Here is a 19,049-nt window from a genome sequence, read left to right as displayed (position 1 = left end):
GGGGCACTCCTTCGCACAGCGGCGATCGATCGGGCGAGAACGCGGTCGGTCATGTCCCGTCCCGCAGGACGGTGGCGGCGTACTGGGGCGTCCGGGTGGCGAGTTCGCGATGCGTGCCGGTGGCGATCACCTTGCCGTCGACGACGAACGCGACCTCGTCGGCACGGTCCAGCAGCAGCGGGCTGGTGCTCATCACCACGGTGGTCCGCCCCTGCCTCGCCCGGTGCAGCCGCTCGGCGACGGCCGCCTCGGTGAGCGCGTCCACCGCGCTGGTCGGCTCGACCAGGACGAGCACCGGCGGATCCGCGACGAGCGCGCGAGCCAGCCGCAGCCGCTGCCGCTGACCGCCCGAGAAGGTGGCGCCCTGCTCGGCCACCACACTGTCCAGCCCGTCGGGCAGCGCCTCGACGATGTCCTGCGCGTTGGCGCTGTGCAGCGCGGCCCGCAGCTCCTCCTCGGTACGCCCGCAGGCGAGTTCGTCGCGCAGCACTCCGGAGAAGAGGGTGTCGCCGTCCTCGGCGACCAGGACGTGCCGGCGCACCTGTTCCACCGGCAGTGCGGACAGCGGCACCTCACCGAGGGACACCTCGCCCGGGCGGTACCGCCCGAGCCGCGCCGCGATGCCGGCGCTCTCCTCGGGGGACGCGGACACGACGGCGGTGAGCCGGCCATGACGCACCGTCAGACCGGTCTCGGCGTCGACCAGATCGGGCGCGTCCGGCAGCTCGGCCGGCCGGGTGCCGGTGGTGGCGTCGGGTGCCTCCGCGAGCACGCGTACGACGCGCTGGGCGGCCACGTCGGCGGCGACGAGCACCTGCACGGCCGACGTCGCGGTGCGCATCGGCAGCATCAGGAACGCCGCGTAGCCGTAGGCCGACACGAGGTCACCCGCGGAGATGTGCCCGCCGACGGCGAGCCGCGCGCCGACCCAGACCACGGCGACCACGAACACACCGGGCAGCAGCACCTCGGCGGCCGGGAGCACCGACTCCACCTTGGCGACCTCCACACCGGCGTGCCGCAGCCGCTGGGAGTCCTTGCGGTAGCGCTCCCCGAAGGCCTTCTCGCCGCCGATGCCGCGCAGTACCCGCAGCCCGGCCACGATGTCCGAGGCCCGGCCGGTGAGTTCGCCCTCCAGGTCGCGGTAGCGGCCGACACGTTTGTGCAGCGGGCTGAGCAGCGGACCGGTGCCGGCGAGCAGGACCGGGACGCCGATGAGCACCAGCAGTCCCAAAGACAGGGAGGTGGACAGCAGGACGACGGCCACGACGACGACGGTGACCGCGCTGCCGGTGCCGCGGGCGACCGCGCCGGGCAGCGCCCCGAGCCGGGAGATGTCGGCCGTACCGATGGTCACGACGTCGCCCTCGGCCACGCGGTCGCGCAGCCGGACGCCCAGCCGGACCGCCTGCCGGGCGACGAGACGGATCGTCAGGTAGTTGGCCTTGAGGCGGCCGATGGTGTCGCACCGGTGCCGCAGCAGGCTGCCGGCGGTGGTCACGAGGGCGAGCCCGACGATGACGCCGGTCCACCCGACGAGTCCGCCGGTGTCCTTGCGGGCGATGGCGTCGATCGCCCGTCCGATGGCCAGCGGGGTGAGCCCCATGCTGGCCATCCACAGGGTGCCCCAGAACACGCCGAGGGACGCCGTGCCGGCCTGCCGGCGCAGCAGCCAGAGCAGATATTTCCTGGGCGACCGGAGATCGGGCTCTCCGACGTCTGACAGTGGGTTGTTCCTCGGCAACACGATTCCTTCTGACGAGTCTCGGCGAGCGCGGGGATCGGGGACGAGGGGACGGGACGGCCGCGTCGGCCGGCGGTGGCCAGGGTCAGTGCTCGGCGGTCTCCTTCGCTGGCTCCGGCGCGGCCTTCAGGGCGTCCGCCCCGAGCCGGCACAGGGCGTCCACGACCTCGGCCGGACGGCCGAGGTGGTACAGGTGTCCGCCGTCGAACCGGCGCAGGCCGCCCGGTACGGCGGACCAGGCGCGCCAGCGCCGGGCGTGCCCGTCGGTGACGCCGAGGTCCGCGCTGCCGCGCCAGGCGTGGACGGGACACGGCAGCCGCCGGAGCGTGGCCGGCGGCAGATAGCGATCGCACAGCGTGAGGTCGGCGCGCAGCGGGCGGCCCAGGAGGGAGACCAGCTTGTCGTTGGTCACGACGTGCTCGGGGACGGCACCGTCCGCGGCCAGCTCGGCCACCAGGTCGCGGTCGCTGCGACCGGCGGCCCCGGTCGGCTCCCCCTGGTCGTCCGGCGCCCGGCACGCGGACGCGACGAGGGCGAGCGGCCACTGCCCGGACCGGCTGCCGAGGGCACGGGCCACCTCGTACCCGAGCAGGGCGCCCATGCTGTGCCCGAACACCACGTAAGGGCGGTCCAGCCGCGCGGCCAGTGCGGGAACGAGCGCCTCGACGACGTCCTCGGCGCGCGTCGCGGGCTCCTCCCGCCACCGGTTTTCCCGCCCGGGCAGCTGTACGGCGACCACGCCGATCCCGGGGCCGGCGAACTCCTGCCAGGCACGGAACTGGACGGCTCCGGAGCCCGCGTGCGGCAGACACACCAGCAGCAGCGGCGCCGACGCGGGCGCCTGCCACTCCATCAGCCAGCGCTGTGGACCTGCGCTCACCGCACCGCCTCCGCCGTGTCCAGTGCCTCGGCGAGATCGCCCGCCAGGTCGTGGGCGAGGGCGGACAGTTGCTCGACGGTGCAGAAGTGGCCGCCGGGGTAGCGCCGTACGGTCGCCGTCTCGGTCGTCTCCCGGGCCCAGGCCTCAAGGCCCGGCAGCGTGACCCGGTCGTCCCGCTCGCCCGCGAACGCCGAGACCGGGCACGGCAGCCGGGGACCCGGCCGGTACGTGTGGTCCTCCAGCCACCGGAGATCGGCCCGCAGCGCGGGCAGCAGCAGCTCCAGCAGCTGCGGGTGGGCCAGGGCCTGGGCGGGCGACCCGCCCAACCCAGCGATCCAGTCAACGAGTTCGGGCTCGGGCAGCCTGGACAGCGCCGGGCGGATCCGCTCCGACGCGGGGTGGTCCAGCCCCGAGACGGCCAGCAGCGCGGGAGCGCGCAGCCCGTCGTCGGCGCACAGCAGGCGCGCGACCTCGAAGCCGAGCAGGGCGCCCATGCTGTGCCCGAACACGGCGTACGGCCGTGCGTGCCGGACGGCATCGGCGCGGACGGCCGCCGCCAGCCGGGCCGGATCGACGCACGGGGACTCGGCGACGCGGTGCTCGCGCCCGGGGAGCTGTACGGCCACCACCTCCACCCAGTCGGGCAGGGCATCCGGCCAGTCCCGGTAGGCCGAGGCGCCGCCGCCGGCGTGCGGGAGGCAGTACAGGACCGTGTGCGCCGCAGGCCGGGGCCGCGGGCGCACCAGTTCGCGCCCGCTCAGCGGGCGTCCGGCGGCGGTGGAGTCGCTCATCGACGGGAGCCCGGCCTGCTCAGGACCGGCGCCCGGCGGCCGGCCAGGCCCGTTCGGCCTGCCGGTGCAGCAGCTCCGAGCCCACCGAGCGTCGCTCGCACAACTCCGCCAGCACCCGGCTCTGCCGCACCGGTTCGGACGCGGCGTCGTACTCGGAGCCGGTGAGGTGTTTGAGCCATGGTTCGAGGCCCATGGCGTACGCGTAGACATGCCGCGCGCCCACCTGCCGGGCCAGCCGGTCGGCCAGGGTCGCGTCCGAACCCTTCAGGCGGCGCGCCTTGTTGTGCTCGCGGGACAGCTTGACCTCCATCAGCGGGCCGTAGAGCCAGCCCAACGGCGCGCCGACGCACTCCAGTCCGACGAAGAGAGCGTCCACCTCGCCGGCGATGTCCCGCACCCGGTCGTAGAGGGCGGGTTCGACCGGGGTGATGTCGGTGGCGAACATGAAGGACCGGCCGAGCGCGCGGACCAGCGGGACCATCTTGGTGCGGATGTCGAGGTCGGCGTGTTCCCCGAGGAAGGGCAGCGCGACGACGTCGATTCCCTCGGCCGCCGGGTGGGTCTCCAGCTCGCCCAGCTCCACCACCCGGGGAAAGCCCAGAGCCTGGAGCATCACCCGCAGGCTGGGGTCCTGGAGCGTGCCGCCGGAGGCGCGGGGCACCACGATCGTGCCGATGCGGGTGCGCAGTTGGAGCAGGGTCTCCAGCGAGAAGTGGTCCGAGTGGAAGTGGCTGATCACGACGGCGTCGATGTGGTGCGGCAGGTCGGCCACGGTGAAGTGCTCGTGCCCGTCGTCGCAGTAGCCGATGAGCGGGTCCAGCAGGACGGAACCCGTCGAGGTCTCGATCAGGACAGCGGCGTGCCCGAAGTAGCGCATGCGGACCCGGCCTTCGGGAACCGCGGGGTACGGGTGCGGGGCCCGGTCGTGGAAGAGATCCTCGAAACGGGCCGCCGCGCCGGTGTCGAGGCCCAGCCGTTCGGCCAGTTCGCCGGTGTCCACCGGCTGGAGACGAGCGGCGAAGACGTCGTCCCACACGTCGGCGCGGAACGGCACTCCGATGTCGAGCCTGCCGGTGCCGGGCAGCACGGGGCTGCCGTAGACGAAGGGCTGGCCGCGGGGCGGGACGGCGGTCAACGAGAGGGTCTGGCCGTGCTCCTCGAACGCGGCCGAGCGGTACAGCAGTGGCTCGAAGAAGCGGAAGGAGGGGCGGTTGGCGAGGTCGTAGACCAACTCGACGCAGCCGCGCAGGGATTCGGGCACCTGGGGGTACAGCGCCTCCAGCGCGCCGCCCGTGGCGTGCTCCGCCAGCAGGGCGCGCAGCCGGTCGATGTCGTCCGCGAGGGCGAGCCGTGCCGCCGCGTCGCGCTCGGTCGTCTCCAGCAGCGACTCCACCTCGGCGGCGCCCGCGTCGCCGGGGTCGAGGAACGGGCCGCCGTAACGGGCCGGATCGGCGAGGGCGCTCCGGTGCAGGGCGGGGGACAGCAGGTAGTTGCGGAGGATGGGCAGCAGCCGTTCGCGCAGGTTCAGCGCCCCGGTGTGGGGGGCCAGCAGATAGGGCCAGGCATACCAGCGGTGCAGCAGTGGCTGGGCTACGACGGACGCGCGTAGGTGACGTTTCTGGATGACGGGCACTCTGCGTTCCCTTGCGAGTCGAGGCCGGTGGTCAGACGGGGGTCGGCTCATGAGGCTGTGATCGAAATCCGGGTCGGGCCCGCGCCGGAGAGGGGATTCGGGCCTGACGAGAGAGGGCGGCGTGGCACAGGCGACGGTCGCACACAGCGGGGCCGGCCTGCTCACCCGTTTCCCGCGAGGCTTTCGACCCGGGCGCTTCGGGCGTGATATCTGCCCGTATTCGCCTCGGGATTTCGAGCTTTTTGCTGGGACTTAGCTTTCGACTGTAGTCATGATCTCCAACGGGTCGCCATAGAGCGTACCTGTGACGTGCGTCACAGGCACGACTTGTGTGAGGTCATGCTTGACTGGCAAGGAGTTACGGGTGTTCATGATGTGAGCGCTTCTTCTTCCTTATCCTGAAGAGTTTTTGACTCGAAATGTGCTGCCGCTGCCGACCGGCCGTGCGGGGAACCCGCCCTCTTCCGGTTGCGAAAAGGCGCCCTTGACCTGGGGTGCGTGCGCACGTGAAACTCTGCGATCCGTGCAGGGGGAACGAGGGGGGATATGTCGGATGCCAGGGAATGCCGGGGTATCGCGCTGGTTTCCGGGGCCTCGTCCGGGTTCGGCGCGCGGATCGCGCAGGTGCTGTCGGCCGGAGGGTTCGGTGTGATTGCCCTCGCTCGCCGTGCGGAACGCCTCGAAGCGCTCGCGGAAGAGGATCCATATCGAGCCATTCTCCCTGTCGTCGCCGATGTGAGGGACCGGAACGCGGTCGGCCGCGCGGTTTCCGAACTGCCGGACGAATACCGCGATATCTCGGTGCTGGTGAACAACGCGGGTCTGTCCAGGGGATTCGGCCCCGTACAGCAGGGTGTCGCCGCCCACTGGCGCGAAATGATCGACACGAACATCACCGGCGTGCTCAACCTGACCGAGGCCGTGCTGCCCCGCCTCGTCGGCCGCGGCTCCGGTCACGTGGTCAACGTGGGCTCCATCGCCGCCGAATACCCCTACATGGGCGGGAACGTCTACGCCGCCACCAAGGCGTTCGTGCACCAACTGTCCCTGAACATGCGCGTCGACCTCCAGGGCACCGGCGTCCGGGTCAGCTGTGTCGCCCCCGGCATGGCGAAGACGGAATTCGCCCGGGTCCGCTACGAGGGGGACCTGGAGCGGGCGGAGGCGCTCTACGACGGACTCACCCCGCTCTCGGCGGACGACGTGGCGCAGAGTGTCGCGTGGTGCCTGGACCAGCCCCCGCACGTCAACATCAACATGATCGAACTCATGCCCGCGGAGCAGCCTTTCGGGCTGGGATTCGCGGGCAGCCGCAGCGGTGACCCGGGTGCGTCCGGCGGCGCCGATGCGTCGTGACGCGCGGGTCTCGGCCGGAAGCGTTTTCGCGATACATCCAGGAATCCTGGCGGATGTGAGTTCGAGCAGAGCGCGAAAGCGCTTTCTCTTCGGTTTCGGCAGCCCGGGAATGCGGGACCGGCTGTTCTGCCAAGGTGATCAGGGAGTGAGAAGTTGATTATCTGCGGTCTCAAGCTCACACACGACGGAGCGGTGGCCCTGCTCGATGACGATCGCCTCGTTTTCAGCGTCGAGATGGAAAAGATCGGCAACGGCGCGAGGTACAGCACGGTCTCCGACTTCCGTCAGATCCCCGGGATCCTCGCCGATTTCGGATACAAACCGCAGGACGTCGACGAATGGGTCGTGGACGGCTGGGACGGCGATGTCACCGGAGTGGTTTCGCTGCTCAGCTCCTCGGTCCCGGTCGAACTCACCGTCGGCCCCTACCGGGAATCGGCGGCCTGCCCCGATCCGGCCCGACCAGGCGCGTCGGGCGAGTTCCCGATGGACGGCCGTTCTTACGCCTACACCAGTTACGCCCATGCCGCGGGACATCTCGCCAGCGCATACTGCTCCAGCCCTTTCGCCCGCCGCGGCGAACCGTCGTTCGTGCTCGTCTGGGACGGCGGACTCTTCCCTCGCCTGTACTGGCTGGACCCCGAGACCGGTGTGGAGAACCTCGGCGCGCTCTTCCCGCTGCTCGGCCACGCCTACGCCATCGCCGGCCACCACTTCGGCCCGTTCCGCCGTACCGTCCAGTCACCCACCGTCGACGACCTGTCCGTGGCAGGGAAACTGATGGCGTACATCGCCCTCGGACAGCCACGCGAGGCCGCACTCGCCGCGCTGCGCGAGGAGTTCCACCGGATCTTCGAGAGCGACCTGCCCGAGTCCGTCGAGTACCGTCGCACCGTCGGCGGCTACGGCAGCCTCTTCGAGCCGTCCGTGCCACCCGTGCACGCCTTCTTCCACGCCGTGCGCGAGCGTGTGGAGTCGCAGGGTGTCTCCGACGAGGACGTACTCGCCAGCGTGCACGCCTTCTTCCAGGAACTGCTCCTGGAGCGCATCGCCCGCACCGTACGCACCGCCCGCGGCGCGGGGCCCTGGAACCTCTGCTTCGCCGGCGGCTGCGCCCTGAACATCAAGTGGAACAGCGCCCTGCGTTCCCTGCCCGAGTTCGCGGACGTCTGGGTGCCGCCGTTCCCCAACGACTCAGGCTCCGCGATCGGGGCCACCGTGCTCGGCCGGGCCCAGTACGAGGGACTGCGCCCCGTCGACTGGCACGTCCGGCTCGGCCCGGAACTGCAGACCGGCGCGCAGACCCCCGACGGCTGGACCGCGACCGCCTGCACGCCTGCCCAACTCGCCCAGGAACTGCACGAGTCGGGCGCGCCGGTCGTCGTCCTTGACGGGCGCGCCGAACTCGGCCCGCGTGCGCTCGGCGGCCGCAGCATCCTCGCCGCCCCCACCAGCGCGGCGATGAAGGACGAACTCAACCGGATCAAGGGCCGCGAGCACTACCGTCCGGTCGCCCCGATCTGCCTCGTCGACGAGGCCCCCGCCGTCTTCGCCCCCGGGACTCCGGACCCGTACATGCTCTTCGAGCACGAGGTGCGGCCCGCATGGCTCGACAGGATCCCCGCGGTCGTCCACCTCGACGGCACGGCCCGGCTCCAGACGGTCTCCGCGGACGACGCCCCGCTGCTGGCCGAGGTGCTGACCGTTTACCACCGGCTGAGCGGCGTTCCCGTCCTGTGCAACACCAGCGCCAACCTCAACGGCCACGGCTTCTTCCCGGACGTCGCCTCCGCAATGAGCTGGGGCAAGGTCGACCGGATCTGGAGCGACGGCGTGCTGCACCGCAGGACCGGCTCCTGAGCAGGGACAGGGCCCGCACCGGCGAGGCGGACGACGGCACCGAACGGGACGCGGGCGGGGGCGTGCGGGCACTCGTGGCCGCGTTGCCGGAGATCGGCCGCCTGTACGGTGCCGTGGTGGTCGTCGTCGCCGGCCCGCGCGTCCTCGAACCGGGCCCCCTCGGCGAGGCGTTCGCCGAGGACCTGGCGCTCCTGCGCTACCACGGTGCCCGGCCGGTCGTCGTGCACGACGCCGGAGCCGAGCCGGTCGCACCGTACCCAGGCGAGGACCGGGGCACCGCGCTGCGCCGGGTGGCCGCGGGCCTGGTGCAGCCCCGGCTCGTCGGCCGCGTCAACGCCCATGGCCCCCTCGCCGTCGGCATCACGGGCGAGGACGGCGGCACGCTGACCCGTACGGCGTCCGACGACGTCGTGGCCGATACGGGTGTGCTGCGTGTGCTCCTCGCGGACGGCCGTGTACCCGTCGTCGCCGCCCTCACCGCCGGCCCGGGCGGTGTCCGGCCGGCGGACCCGGAAGCGACGGCCCGGCTCCTCGCGACCGAACTGGCCGCCCGGTTACTGCTGTTACCCACGACGGTCCAGGACCCGGCACCGGCCGGGGCGACCCCGCTCGACACGGCCGTCCCCCATGCGCTGCTGCGGACGGTGTACGGCCTGGACGGGCACCCGGGCGGCCTACCGGGCCCTCGGCGAACGGCAGCGAGCCCAACGGCCGGTCCGGTACCGTGACAAGCGAGTGCGCCGGCCGCCCGACCAAGAGCCACGGGGGCCCGAAGGTGTCGGGTTCCCCCAATGTGCCGCATCAGCAGGGCTGTTCACGTCTCCGGGGAGAACAACCGGTGGAGAACCCCTTCGACGACGAGGCGGGCGAGTTCCTGGTCCTGGTCGACGACGAGGAGCAGTACTCGCTCGGGCCCGTCGGCGTCGACGTCCCGGCGGGCTGGGCCACGGCCCACGGCCCGGCGCCGCGCGCCGTGTGCCTCGACTGCGTCGACCGCACCTGGACCGACATGCGCCCCGCGTCCCTGAGAAGGGAGATGGACCGGCACGCCCGGGCGGACACCGGGACGCCGTCGGCTCCTCCCGGCGCGCGGTGAGGTCGCGGTCATGCCCGAAGGTCCGCAGGAACCGCCGAGCGGGCCCCGGGAGATCCTCCGGCGTACCCAGGACCGCCTCGCGACGACCGCCCCCGACCTCCGGAAGACTCCTGCCACCGACCGCCGGAAGGCCGCTGCCACCGGCCCCGGGGAGACTGCCGCCGCCGGGTCGGACCGGTGCAACAGCCCGCACGGCCTGCCGAGCGAGGAGGACGGCCCGATGCCGCGCACCGGCCCCGTGCTTCTCACCGGCCCCGTGCTCCTCACCGATACCCCATGCCCCTCACCGACCCCATGCCCCTCACCGGCCCCGCGGCCGCTCTGTCGCTCCCCTTCGACATGCTCTTCGAGGTCTGGGCGCGGCGGCGCCCCGGTGCCGTCGCGCTACGGTTCGGCCCGGACAAGATGTCCTGCGGCGACCTCAACGCGCGCCAACCGGCTCGCCCACCGCCTCATCGCCTCCGGAGTCGGCCCCGAGGACGTCGTCGCGGCGGCCCTGGACCGGTCGGCCGAGCTGATCGTCGCGGTGCTGGCCGTGCTGAGGACGGGCGCGGTCGTGCCGTCCCTGGACATCGGCTACCCCGTGGCACGTCTCGCCACGGTCCTCACCGACGCCCGCCCGGAACTGCTGCTGACCGCCCCGCACATCGACCTGCCCGAGACGCCCGCCCTCACCCGGAGCAACCTTCCGGCGCCGGAGGGCGCCCACGACGTCCGGCCCGCGACCGACCCCCACGGACGAGGACCGCACCACACCCGTCCGGCCCGCGCACCTCGCCTACGTCATCGACACCTCGGGCTCCACCGGCACCCCCAAACCCGTGGCCGTCACCCGGGTCCTGGACCCCGAGCCGACCGCTGCCGTGCTCACCCAGGTGCCCACCGCGCTCGGCACCGGAGTCAACGCGGTGCTGCTCGCGGCCCTCGGCCGGGCGGTGGCCGCCTGGCGCACGGCACACTTCCCCGGGGATCCGGCCGCCGTACGGGACGCGTCCTTCCTCGTCGATGTCGAGGGACACGGCCGCGAGGAGATCGCGGAGGATCTCGATCTGACGCACACCGTCGGCTGGTTCACCAGCATGTTCCCGGTCCGCCTGGAGCCCGGCGACAGCCCGGACGCCGTGCAGCGGCGGCTGGACCGCATGCCGGACAAGAGCCTCGGGTTTGGGCTCCTGCGCTATCTCAGCCCCGAGACCGAGCCCGTCCTCGCCCGGCTGCCCGGCCGCCAGATCATCTTCAACTACCTCGGCCGCTTCGACTGCTCACCCGACGCCGACTGGTCGCCGGTGCCCGAGGGCCCGGCCGTCGGCAGCGGCGGCGACCCCGGGATGCCGCTCACGCATCTGCTCGAAGTGTCCGCCGTGACACCGGACGGCGGCACCGGGCCCGAACGGGTCACCTGGACCTTCCCGCGCCGTCTGCTGACCCGCCACCAGGTGGGGGAGCTGGCCGACGCCTGTTTCGCGGCCCTGCGGGACCTGACGGAGCCGGCCTGACGACCGGCCCCTCTTCCGTCAGCGGGCACACCAACGGGTGATCTCCACAACCAAGTTGCGGAACGGGCGGGGCCTGCTGGCATGCTCCCGGGGTGAACCGTGATCTGATCTCCCGCCGCGCCCACGCGGACCACCCGATCGCCGCGCCCCTGTGCGACGACTCGGTGCACCGGCTCCTCCAGCGCGGCCTCCACCGCGCGGACGCCCGAGTCCTCGACCTCGGCTGCGGCGCCGGCGAATGGCTCGTGCGCGCCCTGACCGACTACCCCGGCGTCCGCGCGGACGGTGTGGACCTCTCCGAGGGCGCGCTGACCCGGGCAGCCGAGCGCGCCAGGGAACTCGGCGTGTACGACCGCCTCACCCTGCACCGCGAGGACGCCGCCGTCTTCCGCGCCGCCGACGCCTACGACCTCGTCCTGAGCGTCGGCGCCACCCACGCCTTCGGCGGACTGCTGCCCACCCTGGCGGCGGCGCGCACCCACCTGGCCCCCGGCGGCCGGGTCCTCGTCGGCGAGGGCATCTGGGAGCGCGAACCCAGCCAGGAAGCCGTCAAGATGCTCGGCGAGTTCGCCGACCTGCCCACCACCGTGGACCGGGTGGTCGCCGACGGCTGGACCCCTGTCTACGGCCATGTGAGCACCCGTCAGGAACTGGACGACTACGAGTGGTCCTGGACCGGCTCACTGTCGTCCTGGGCCCTGGACCACCCCGACGACCCCGACGCCGAGGAGGCCCTTGAGGCAGCCGCGGTCCACCGCGAGGAGTGGCTGCGCGTCTACCGCGACGTCTTCGGCTTCGCCTGCCTCGTCCTGCGCCGTACGGCCGACTGACCCCACCCGACCCGACGACCGCCGCCCGCACCCTCACACCCCCGTCGGACCCCTCTCGTACCCTGGTCGCCGTGTCCGCCTCCCGTCTGCGCCGCGTCGCCGTCCTCGTGCTCGACGGCGCGAAGCCGCTCGATGTCGGCATCCCCGCGCAGGTGTTCACGACCCGGGCGAGCATGCCGTACGAGGTGCGGGTGTGCGGCGCGGCGCCCGGGCTCGTGACCGGCGGCGACGGGCTGTCGTACCACGTCGCCCACGGCCTCGACGCCCTCGTCTGGGCTGACATCGTCTTCCTCCCCGGCTACCGGCACCCGGACCGCGAGGACCCGCCGCAGGCCGTCATCGACGCGCTGCGCGCCGCCCACGCCCGGGGTGCGCGCCTCGCGGCCATCTCCACGGGCGCCTTCGCCCTCGCCGCCACCGGTCTCCTCGACGGCCGGCGCGCGACGACGCACTGGCACTACACCCGGGCACTCGCGGCCCGGCATCCGCTGATCCAGGTGGACGAGAACGTGCTCTTCGTCGACGAGGGCAGCGTCCTCACCTCGGCCGGCGCCGCCTCCGGCATCGACCTGTGCCTGCACATCCTCCGCGGCGACCTGGGCGTCGCCGCGTCCAACCACGCCGCCCGGCGCCTGGTCGCCGCCCCCTACCGCAGCGGCGGCCAGGCCCAGTACGTGCCGCGCAGCGTGCCCGAGCCGCTCGGCGAACGGTTCGCCGCGACCCGCGAATGGGCCCTGCACCGGCTCGGCGAGCCCCTCAGCCTCGCCGTGCTGGCCCGGCACGCGGCCGTCTCCCCGCGCACCTTCTCCCGGCGCTTCGTGGAGGACACCGGCTACACACCGATGCAGTGGGTCATGCGCGCCCGCGTCGACCTGGCCCGCGAACTGCTGGAACGCTCCGAGCGCGGCATCGAGCAGATCGCCGTCGACGTCGGACTCGGCACCGGTGCCAATCTGCGCCTGCACTTCCAGCAGATCCTCGGCACCACCCCGAGCGAGTACCGGCGCACCTTCACCCGGGGCGAATGACCGGACGGGAGCCTGGGCGACGAGCACCGCGAGAGCGGAGTGACGCGGAGTGTGGCGCGATCCTTGCGAACCATGGCGCTGCGGACACTGCCACGGCCGGACGTCGCACGCGACGCTGGTGATGACCCGCAGTGATCAACCGGAGGGACACCACCCGTGACGCGCATCGCCATCAACGGATTCGGCCGCATCGGACGCAATGTGCTGCGCGCGCTGCTGGAGCGCGACAGCGCCCTCGAAGTCGTCGCCGTCAACGACCTCACCGAACCCACCGCCCTGGCCCGGCTCCTCGCCTACGACAGCACCTCCGGCCGGCTCGGCCGCCCGGTGACCGCCGACGGGGACGACCTCGTCGTGGACGGCCGCCGCATCCGGGTGCTCGCCGAGCGCGAACCGGCCCGACTGCCGTGGGCCGACCTCGGCGTGGACACCGTGCTGGAGTCGACCGGCCGCTTCACCTCGGCCAAGGCCGCACGCGCCCACCTCGACGCGGGTGCCCGCAAGGTCCTCGTCAGCGCGCCCTCGGACGGCGCCGACGTCACACTCGCCTACGGCGTCAACACGGACGTCTACGACCCGGCCCTGCACACCGTGGTCTCGAACGCCTCCTGCACCACCAACGCGCTCGCGCCGCTGGCCGCCGTGCTGGACGAACTCGCCGGCATCGAGCACGGGTTCATGACGACCGTGCACGCCTATACCCAGGAGCAGAACCTCCAGGACGGTCCGCACCGCGACGCCCGCCGCGCCCGTGCCGCCGCCGTGAACATCGTGCCGACCACGACCGGCGCCGCCAAGGCGATCGGCCTCGTGCTGCCGGGCCTCGACGGCAAGCTGTCCGGCGACTCCATCCGGGTGCCGGTCCCCGTGGGCTCCCTCGTCGAACTCAACACCACCGTCCGCCGCGACGTCACCCGCGACGACGTCCTGGCGGCCTACCGCACCGCGGCACAGGGCCCGCTGGCCGGGATCCTCGAATACTCCGAGGACCCGCTCGTGTCCTCCGACATCACCGGCAACCCGGCCTCCTCGATCTTCGACTCGGCCCTCACCCGCGTCGACGGCCGGCACGTCAAGGTGGTCGCCTGGTACGACAACGAATGGGGCTTCTCGAACCGCGTGATCGACACCCTCGAACTCCTCGCCGCCGCCTGACCGTTCGCGCGACGGCCGGAGCTTGGACGAACATCCAGGATTTCCACGGCCTGGGCTCGTGGACTTCTGTGGAGTCGTGTCTTGATCCATAGTTACGGGCATCCATCGGAATGCGTCTTCCGCATAGCGGAACCATGGCTCGGAGGATGCCTGTGTCGCTGTCCGTACCGCCCCTGCCGCGACGCGCCCTGCGCCTTCTGCACACCTCGCTGTTCGCCCAGGTGGCCTGTGCCCTGGTGCTCGGAGTCGTCGTCGGGCGCCTCTGGCCCGACGTGGGCACCGCAGTCCAGCTGCTCGGTGACGGGTTCGTGCGGCTGATCAAGGCCGTCATCGCACCCCTGGTGTTCTGCGTGGTGGTCACCGGCATCGCCAAGGCCGGCAACCTGCGGGCGTTCGGCCGCATCGGCGTCAAGGCGCTGCTCTGGTTCGAGGTGGCGACGACGTTCGCCCTGCTGATCGGCCTGGTGGCGGGCAACCTCGTCCGGCCCGGCGCGGGCATGCACGTGGATCCGTCCCGGCTCGACGCCTCGGCCGTCGACACGAAGACCGGCGGCGGATCCCTGCCGTCCACCGGCCAGTTCGTCCTGCACTCGCTGCCCGAGAGCGCGGTGGGGGCGTTCGCCGAGAACTCCCTGCTCCAAGTCCTCGTCCTGGCCTGCCTGGTGGGGGCGGCCCTGCTGCACCTCGGGCACACCAAGGTGCCCGCGATCCTGCCGGCCGTCGAGCAGGCGCAGGAGGTCGTCTTCGCGGTCGTCGGCTTCGTCATGCGGCTCGCGCCCCTCGCGGTCTTCGGCGCGACCGCCCACCTGGTCGGCCCGTACGGCCTGGGCGTCATGTCGACGTACGGCAAGCTCATCGCGGTCTGCTACGGCGTCGCCGTGCTGTTCCTCGCCCTGCTCGCGGTGGCGCTGAAGGCGTTCACCGGGCTGAGCCTGTGGAAGTTCGTCCGCTACACCCGTGAGGAGCTGGTGCTCGCCCTGGGCACCGCCTCCAGCGAGACGGTCATGCCCCGCATGATGCAGAAGCTGCGGCACGCCGGCTGCCGCGACGACGCCGTGGGCCTCGTGCTGCCCACCGGCTACTCCTTCAACCTCGACGGCGCCTCGATCTACCTCTCCGTCGCCACGCTGTTCATGGCCCAGGCGGTGGGCGTCCACCTCACCATCGGCCGGCAGATCACCGTCGTGCTGATGCTCATGCTCACCAGCAAGGGCATGGCGGGCGTGCCGGGTTCAGCGTTCCTCGCCCTGTCGGCGACCGCCTCCGCGCTCGGGGTCATCCCCGCCGGGGCCGTCGCCCTGCTGCTCGGCGTGGACCGCGTCATGGACTCGATGCGCGTGACCACCAACCTCCTCGGCAACTGCGTGGCCGCCTTCGCCGTGGCCCGCTGGGAGGGCGCGCTGGACACCGCGCGTGCGAAGAAGGCGCCGACCGGGGAGGCCGTCTTCGTCCCGGAGGAGCAGGACGATATGGTCGTCGCGGCCGCATCGCCCGGCCCGCACAGGGCCGTTCGGCCCGTGACGGAGACGGACTCCGGTCGTCCCGTGCGGGCCGACTGACCTGCCGGCGTCCCGGCGGCCTCACCCCATCTCGCCTGATGGGTCGTCAGGATGCCCTCCGCTGCCGCCTGATGGGCTCTCCCACCCGGTGCATGTGGGTGAGGGCCTCGCGGTAGGAGCGGATGAGCCCGGTCTCGTGGTACGGCACCCCGATCCCGGCGCAGTACTGGCGCACGACGACCTGGGCACGGCGCAGATGCGGCGTGGGCATGCTCGGGAACAGGTGGTGTTCGATCTGGTAGTTGAGCCCGCCCAGCATCACGTCGGTGAGCCGGCCGCCGCGCACATTGCGGGAGGTGAGGACCTGGCGGCGCAGGAAGTCCGGCCGGTCGTCACCGGTGAGGGTGGGCATGCCCTTGTGGTTCGGCGCGAAGGTGCAGCCGAGGTAGACACCGAACAGGCACTGGTGAACGGCGAGGAACGCCACCGCCTTGCCGGGGGAGAGCACCAGGAACAGCGCCGACACGTAGGTCGCGATGTGCAGGAAGAGCAGGACCCCTTCCAGCGACCGCTTCTTCATCGACGGCGAGCGCAGCGCCCGGACGCTGGAGACATGCAGATTGAACCCCTCCAGCGTCAGCAGCGGGAAGAACAGCAGCGCCTGGTGCCCGCCGATGAGCCGTGCCAGCCCCCGGCTGTTGCGCGCCTGCTCGGTGGACCACACCAGGATGTCCGGGGAGACATCGGGGTCGAGCTCCTCGTGGTTGGGGTTGGCGTGATGGCGGGTGTGCTTGTTCATCCACCAGCCATAGCTCATGCCGATCCCGAGATTGCCGAACAGCCGCCCCCAGATCTCACTCCTGCGGGCACTTCCGAAGACCTGCCGGTGCGCCAGGTCGTGGGCCACCAGGGCCACTTGCCCGAACACCAACGCCAGGAACGCGGCCACCGCCAGCTGCCACCACGTGTCGCCGAGCGCGAGGAAGGTCCCCCAGCCGGCCGCCAGCAGCGCGATCACCAGACCGAGCCGTGCCGTGTAGTAGCCGGGGCACCGCTCCAGCAGACCCGCCTCGGTGATGCGCCGGGACAACCGGGCGAAGTCGCTGCCGCCGCCGTCGCCGGACGTACAGGAGCGGGTGGCAGGGGCACCGGCCGCGACAGAGGTGTCAGCGGTCTCGGCGGTCTCGGGAGTGCCGGCGGTTTCGGTGGTGTCGGTGGTGTCGGTGGAAATCGTCATGCACACAAGTCTGGGAACGGCGGTCCGGCCGAAACAGCCTGCCAGTCACCGTTCCCCACCGGGGGCTTTCCCCACTGTGCCCAGGGTGTTTTCACCACCGCGCGCCCCTGAACCGGGTGTTCACCCGGTGTCGGACCCAGATCGGGTACGGTCTCCGCGGCACACAGGTCCTTGGGATCGACGCGGAGAGCGGCCTGATGATCGCGGCCGAACTCCATGTGCGCGGCGACCGCGTCGTACGGGCCCACTTCCCCGCGGTACCGCTCGCCTGGCTGCGCGAGCGCGCCGGCTTCGCCGAGGAGTGGCGCGAGTGGTGCCGGTACGAGATCGGCGAGATGTTCGTCCAGGAGGAGGGGTATCTGGACTCGACGGAGGCCGTCGACGCCGGCGTACGCGCGGTGTGTGAGGGCTCAGTACGGTTCGACCAGCCCCGTCTCGTACGCGGTGATCACGAGCTGGACCCGGTCACGGGCGCCCAGTTTGGTGAGCAGGCGCGAGACGTGGGACTTGGTGGTGGCGACGGTGATGAAGAGGTCCTCCGCGATCTCGGTGTTCGAGCGGCCGCGTCCGACAAGGGCCAGCACCTCGCGTTCACGCTCGGTGATGCCCGCCAGACGGCGCACGCGGCGCTCCGGTGCGGCCGCGGGGCGGCCGACGAAGTCCGCGATCAGACGGCGGGTCACGCCGGGCGCGATCAGCGCGTCTCCCGCGGCGACGACGCGGATCGCGCCGAGGATGTCGTCCAGCGCCATGTCCTTGACGGCGAAGCCACCGGCCCCGGCCTGCAGCGCGCCGTACACATGGTCGTCCTCGTCGAACGTGGTCAGGACGAGGACACGGGCCGCCGTCGGGCCGGTCGTGATCCGGCGGGTGGCCTCGATGCCGTCCGTCCCGGGCATCCTGATGTCCATCACCACGACATCGGGGGCGAGTTCCTCGACCAGCCGGACCGCCTCGTCACCGGTGGCGGCCTCGCCGACGACCTCCAGGTCGGGATGATCGGCCATGAGGACACGCAGCCCGGACCGCACCAGCGGCTGGTCGTCGGCGAGGACCACCCGGATGCTCATCGGGCCTCGGCCCCGGCCGCGACGGACTCCGGCAGCGGCAGCCGCGCCACCACCCGGAAGCCGCCCTCGGGACGCGGCCCGGCGCTGAGCCGGCCGTGCAGCAGCCCCGCCCGCTCGCGCATGCCGATGATGCCGAAGCCGTGCCCCGGGCCGGCACCGGTGACGCCCCGCCCGTCGTCGACGACCTCCACCGTCAGCTCCTCGTCCCCGTAGTCGACGGCCACCCGGCAGGCGCCGGTGCCCGCGTGGCGGACCACGTTGGTCAGCGCCTCCTGCACGATACGGTAGGCCGCCAGGTCGAGTTCGGCCGGCACCGGCCGCTGCTCCCCGCCGACCCGCACCTCGACCCGTACTCCCGCGTCCGCGGTCGCCGCCGCCAGCCGTTCGAGGTCCGCGAGCCCCGGCGCGGGCGCGAGCGACTCCTCCCCGGCTCCCGCCAAGCCCGCCGCGCCCGCCACGGCCGTCGTCGTGTCCGGGTCGGCCCTGCGGAGCGCCACCAGGGTGCGGCGGAGGCCGGACAGGGTCTGCCTGCTGGTGGCCTCGATGGCCCGCAGCGCCTCGCGCGCTTCCCCGGGCTGTGTGTCGATGACCCGGCCGGCCACCCCGGCCTGGATGGCCACGATGCCGATGCTGTGCGCGATCATGTCGTGCAACTCCCGTGCGATCCGCAGCCGTTCGGCCGTGACGGCCTCCGCCACCTCCTGCGCGCGCAGCGCCACCGCATGCTCGCGGCGCTCGCGGAACAGCAGCCCGACCATGCCGGACGCGATCAGTGACAGCAGGCCGATGGCGCCGTTGAGGACCAGAAAGTCCCCGTGGGAGAAGGCGCCGATCACCAGCAGCTGCACGGTGATTGCCAGTGCCACGGCGGCCAGGGCGGCCCGCCGGGTCCGGGTGGCGACGATGTACCCCAGCGCGAGGTCGGCCGCGAGGAACGACAGGAACGGGGCCTGCCCCTGCAACGTCAGCGTGATGGCGGTGGGGCGGTGCGGAAGGACCACCGCGGCGGTGGCCCCGAGCAGCGTCAGCGTCAGGGCCGCCGCCGGCCGCCGCCGCACGACACCGGTCAGCAGACTCACCGCCAGCAGGCATCCGACGGCGTGCAGAACACCCGAGGCACGCGGTGCGCCCGTCAGCAGGACCAGTACCAGGAAGAGGTACAGCACGCCGCACGCCCAGTCGGCGAACGTCGTTCTCCTCGTCACGGGCAACTCCTTGCGGGCAACGGCGGCGCCGAGCGGGTCGGCCGGTGAAGTGAGCACGCCGCGACACTAACGAGCCGTCACCCCGTCCGGCATCGGCCCGGGGACGTACGCCCGTGGGCGAATCGGCCGGCGCGCTTCGCCGTCCGCGGCCCCCTGCCCGGTGGTCCGG

16 protein-coding genes and 1 pseudogene are annotated in these 19,049 nt (G+C 72.4%); 10 read left to right on the top strand and 7 right to left on the bottom strand.

Annotated features, from left to right (window positions below; all coding sequences use genetic code 11):
* Positions 1-49 precede the first annotated feature (49 nt).
* From ACZ4MF_RS19700 to ACZ4MF_RS19685, 4 genes are all read right to left on the bottom strand, one after another.
* Positions 50-1,744: an ABC transporter transmembrane domain-containing protein gene (locus ACZ4MF_RS19700; protein WP_467493244.1), complete on the bottom strand. Its 1,695-nt coding sequence runs from the start codon at positions 1,742-1,744 to the stop codon at positions 50-52.
* Positions 1,745-1,829: 85 nt separating this feature from the next.
* Positions 1,830-2,624, bottom strand: a complete 795-nt coding sequence (locus tag ACZ4MF_RS19695) for a thioesterase II family protein (RefSeq protein WP_467493243.1) — start codon at positions 2,622-2,624, stop codon at positions 1,830-1,832.
* Positions 2,621-3,415 carry a thioesterase II family protein gene (locus ACZ4MF_RS19690; RefSeq protein ID WP_467493242.1) on the bottom strand — a complete coding sequence of 265 codons (795 nt, stop codon included), beginning with the start codon at positions 3,413-3,415 and terminating at the stop codon, positions 2,621-2,623. The genes ACZ4MF_RS19695 and ACZ4MF_RS19690 overlap by 4 nt, the downstream gene beginning before the upstream one ends.
* Positions 3,416-3,434: 19 nt before the next feature.
* Positions 3,435-5,048 carry an MBL fold metallo-hydrolase gene (locus ACZ4MF_RS19685; protein WP_467493241.1) on the bottom strand — a complete coding sequence of 538 codons (1,614 nt, stop codon included), beginning with the start codon at positions 5,046-5,048 and terminating at the stop codon, positions 3,435-3,437.
* A gap of 546 nt (positions 5,049-5,594) precedes the next feature.
* Between ACZ4MF_RS19685 and ACZ4MF_RS19680 the strand changes: the two genes are divergently transcribed.
* From ACZ4MF_RS19680 to ACZ4MF_RS19635, 10 genes and pseudogenes are all read left to right on the top strand, one after another.
* On the top strand, positions 5,595-6,404 hold the full coding sequence (locus ACZ4MF_RS19680; RefSeq protein WP_467493240.1) for an SDR family NAD(P)-dependent oxidoreductase: 810 nt from the start codon (positions 5,595-5,597) through the stop codon (positions 6,402-6,404).
* A 153-nt stretch (positions 6,405-6,557) separates the two neighbouring features.
* On the top strand, positions 6,558-8,264 hold the full coding sequence (locus ACZ4MF_RS19675; protein WP_467493239.1) for a carbamoyltransferase N-terminal domain-containing protein: 1,707 nt from the start codon (positions 6,558-6,560) through the stop codon (positions 8,262-8,264).
* 62 nt (positions 8,265-8,326) lie between these two features.
* Positions 8,327-8,992, top strand: coding sequence for an amino acid kinase family protein (locus ACZ4MF_RS19670; RefSeq protein WP_467493238.1), 666 nt, complete (start codon positions 8,327-8,329; stop codon positions 8,990-8,992).
* A 110-nt stretch (positions 8,993-9,102) separates the two neighbouring features.
* Positions 9,103-9,360: an MbtH family protein gene (locus tag ACZ4MF_RS19665; RefSeq protein ID WP_467493237.1), complete on the top strand. Its 258-nt coding sequence runs from the start codon at positions 9,103-9,105 to the stop codon at positions 9,358-9,360.
* 10 nt (positions 9,361-9,370) lie between these two features.
* Positions 9,371-10,009: pseudogene (locus tag ACZ4MF_RS19660) on the top strand (AMP-binding protein); the annotation flags it as partial.
* Positions 10,010-10,181: 172 nt separating this feature from the next.
* Positions 10,182-10,856, top strand: a complete 675-nt coding sequence (locus ACZ4MF_RS19655) for a condensation domain-containing protein (RefSeq protein WP_467493236.1) — start codon at positions 10,182-10,184, stop codon at positions 10,854-10,856.
* Positions 10,857-10,948: 92 nt separating this feature from the next.
* Positions 10,949-11,686 (top strand): SAM-dependent methyltransferase, encoded by a 738-nt coding sequence (locus ACZ4MF_RS19650; RefSeq protein WP_467493235.1) that lies wholly within the window; start codon positions 10,949-10,951, stop codon positions 11,684-11,686.
* 71 nt (positions 11,687-11,757) lie between these two features.
* Positions 11,758-12,714, top strand: coding sequence for a GlxA family transcriptional regulator (locus ACZ4MF_RS19645; RefSeq protein ID WP_467493234.1), 957 nt, complete (start codon positions 11,758-11,760; stop codon positions 12,712-12,714).
* Between the two features lie 156 nt (positions 12,715-12,870).
* The gene (gene gap / locus ACZ4MF_RS19640) at positions 12,871-13,869 is read left to right on the top strand and encodes a type I glyceraldehyde-3-phosphate dehydrogenase (protein ID WP_467493233.1); all 999 of its coding nucleotides are present in this window, start codon (positions 12,871-12,873) and stop codon (positions 13,867-13,869) included.
* A 146-nt stretch (positions 13,870-14,015) separates the two neighbouring features.
* The gene (locus ACZ4MF_RS19635) at positions 14,016-15,428 is read left to right on the top strand and encodes a cation:dicarboxylate symporter family transporter (RefSeq protein WP_467493232.1); all 1,413 of its coding nucleotides are present in this window, start codon (positions 14,016-14,018) and stop codon (positions 15,426-15,428) included.
* A gap of 46 nt (positions 15,429-15,474) precedes the next feature.
* Here ACZ4MF_RS19635 and ACZ4MF_RS19630 read toward each other — a convergent pair whose 3' ends face one another.
* From ACZ4MF_RS19630 to ACZ4MF_RS19620, 3 genes are all read right to left on the bottom strand, one after another.
* Positions 15,475-16,605, bottom strand: coding sequence for a fatty acid desaturase family protein (locus tag ACZ4MF_RS19630; protein ID WP_467493231.1), 1,131 nt, complete (start codon positions 16,603-16,605; stop codon positions 15,475-15,477).
* 410 nt (positions 16,606-17,015) lie between these two features.
* A complete protein-coding gene (locus ACZ4MF_RS19625) occupies positions 17,016-17,675 on the bottom strand; it encodes a response regulator (RefSeq protein ID WP_467493230.1) in 660 nt (219 codons plus the stop codon).
* Positions 17,672-18,937: a sensor histidine kinase gene (locus ACZ4MF_RS19620; protein WP_467493229.1), complete on the bottom strand. Its 1,266-nt coding sequence runs from the start codon at positions 18,935-18,937 to the stop codon at positions 17,672-17,674. The genes ACZ4MF_RS19625 and ACZ4MF_RS19620 overlap by 4 nt, the downstream gene beginning before the upstream one ends.
* Positions 18,938-19,049 lie beyond the last annotated feature (112 nt).

This window comes from Streptomyces sp. NPDC025793, assembly GCF_055558375.1.
The sequence above is the reverse complement of the archived record's forward strand: the minus strand, read 5'-3'. Positions and strand labels throughout refer to the sequence as shown.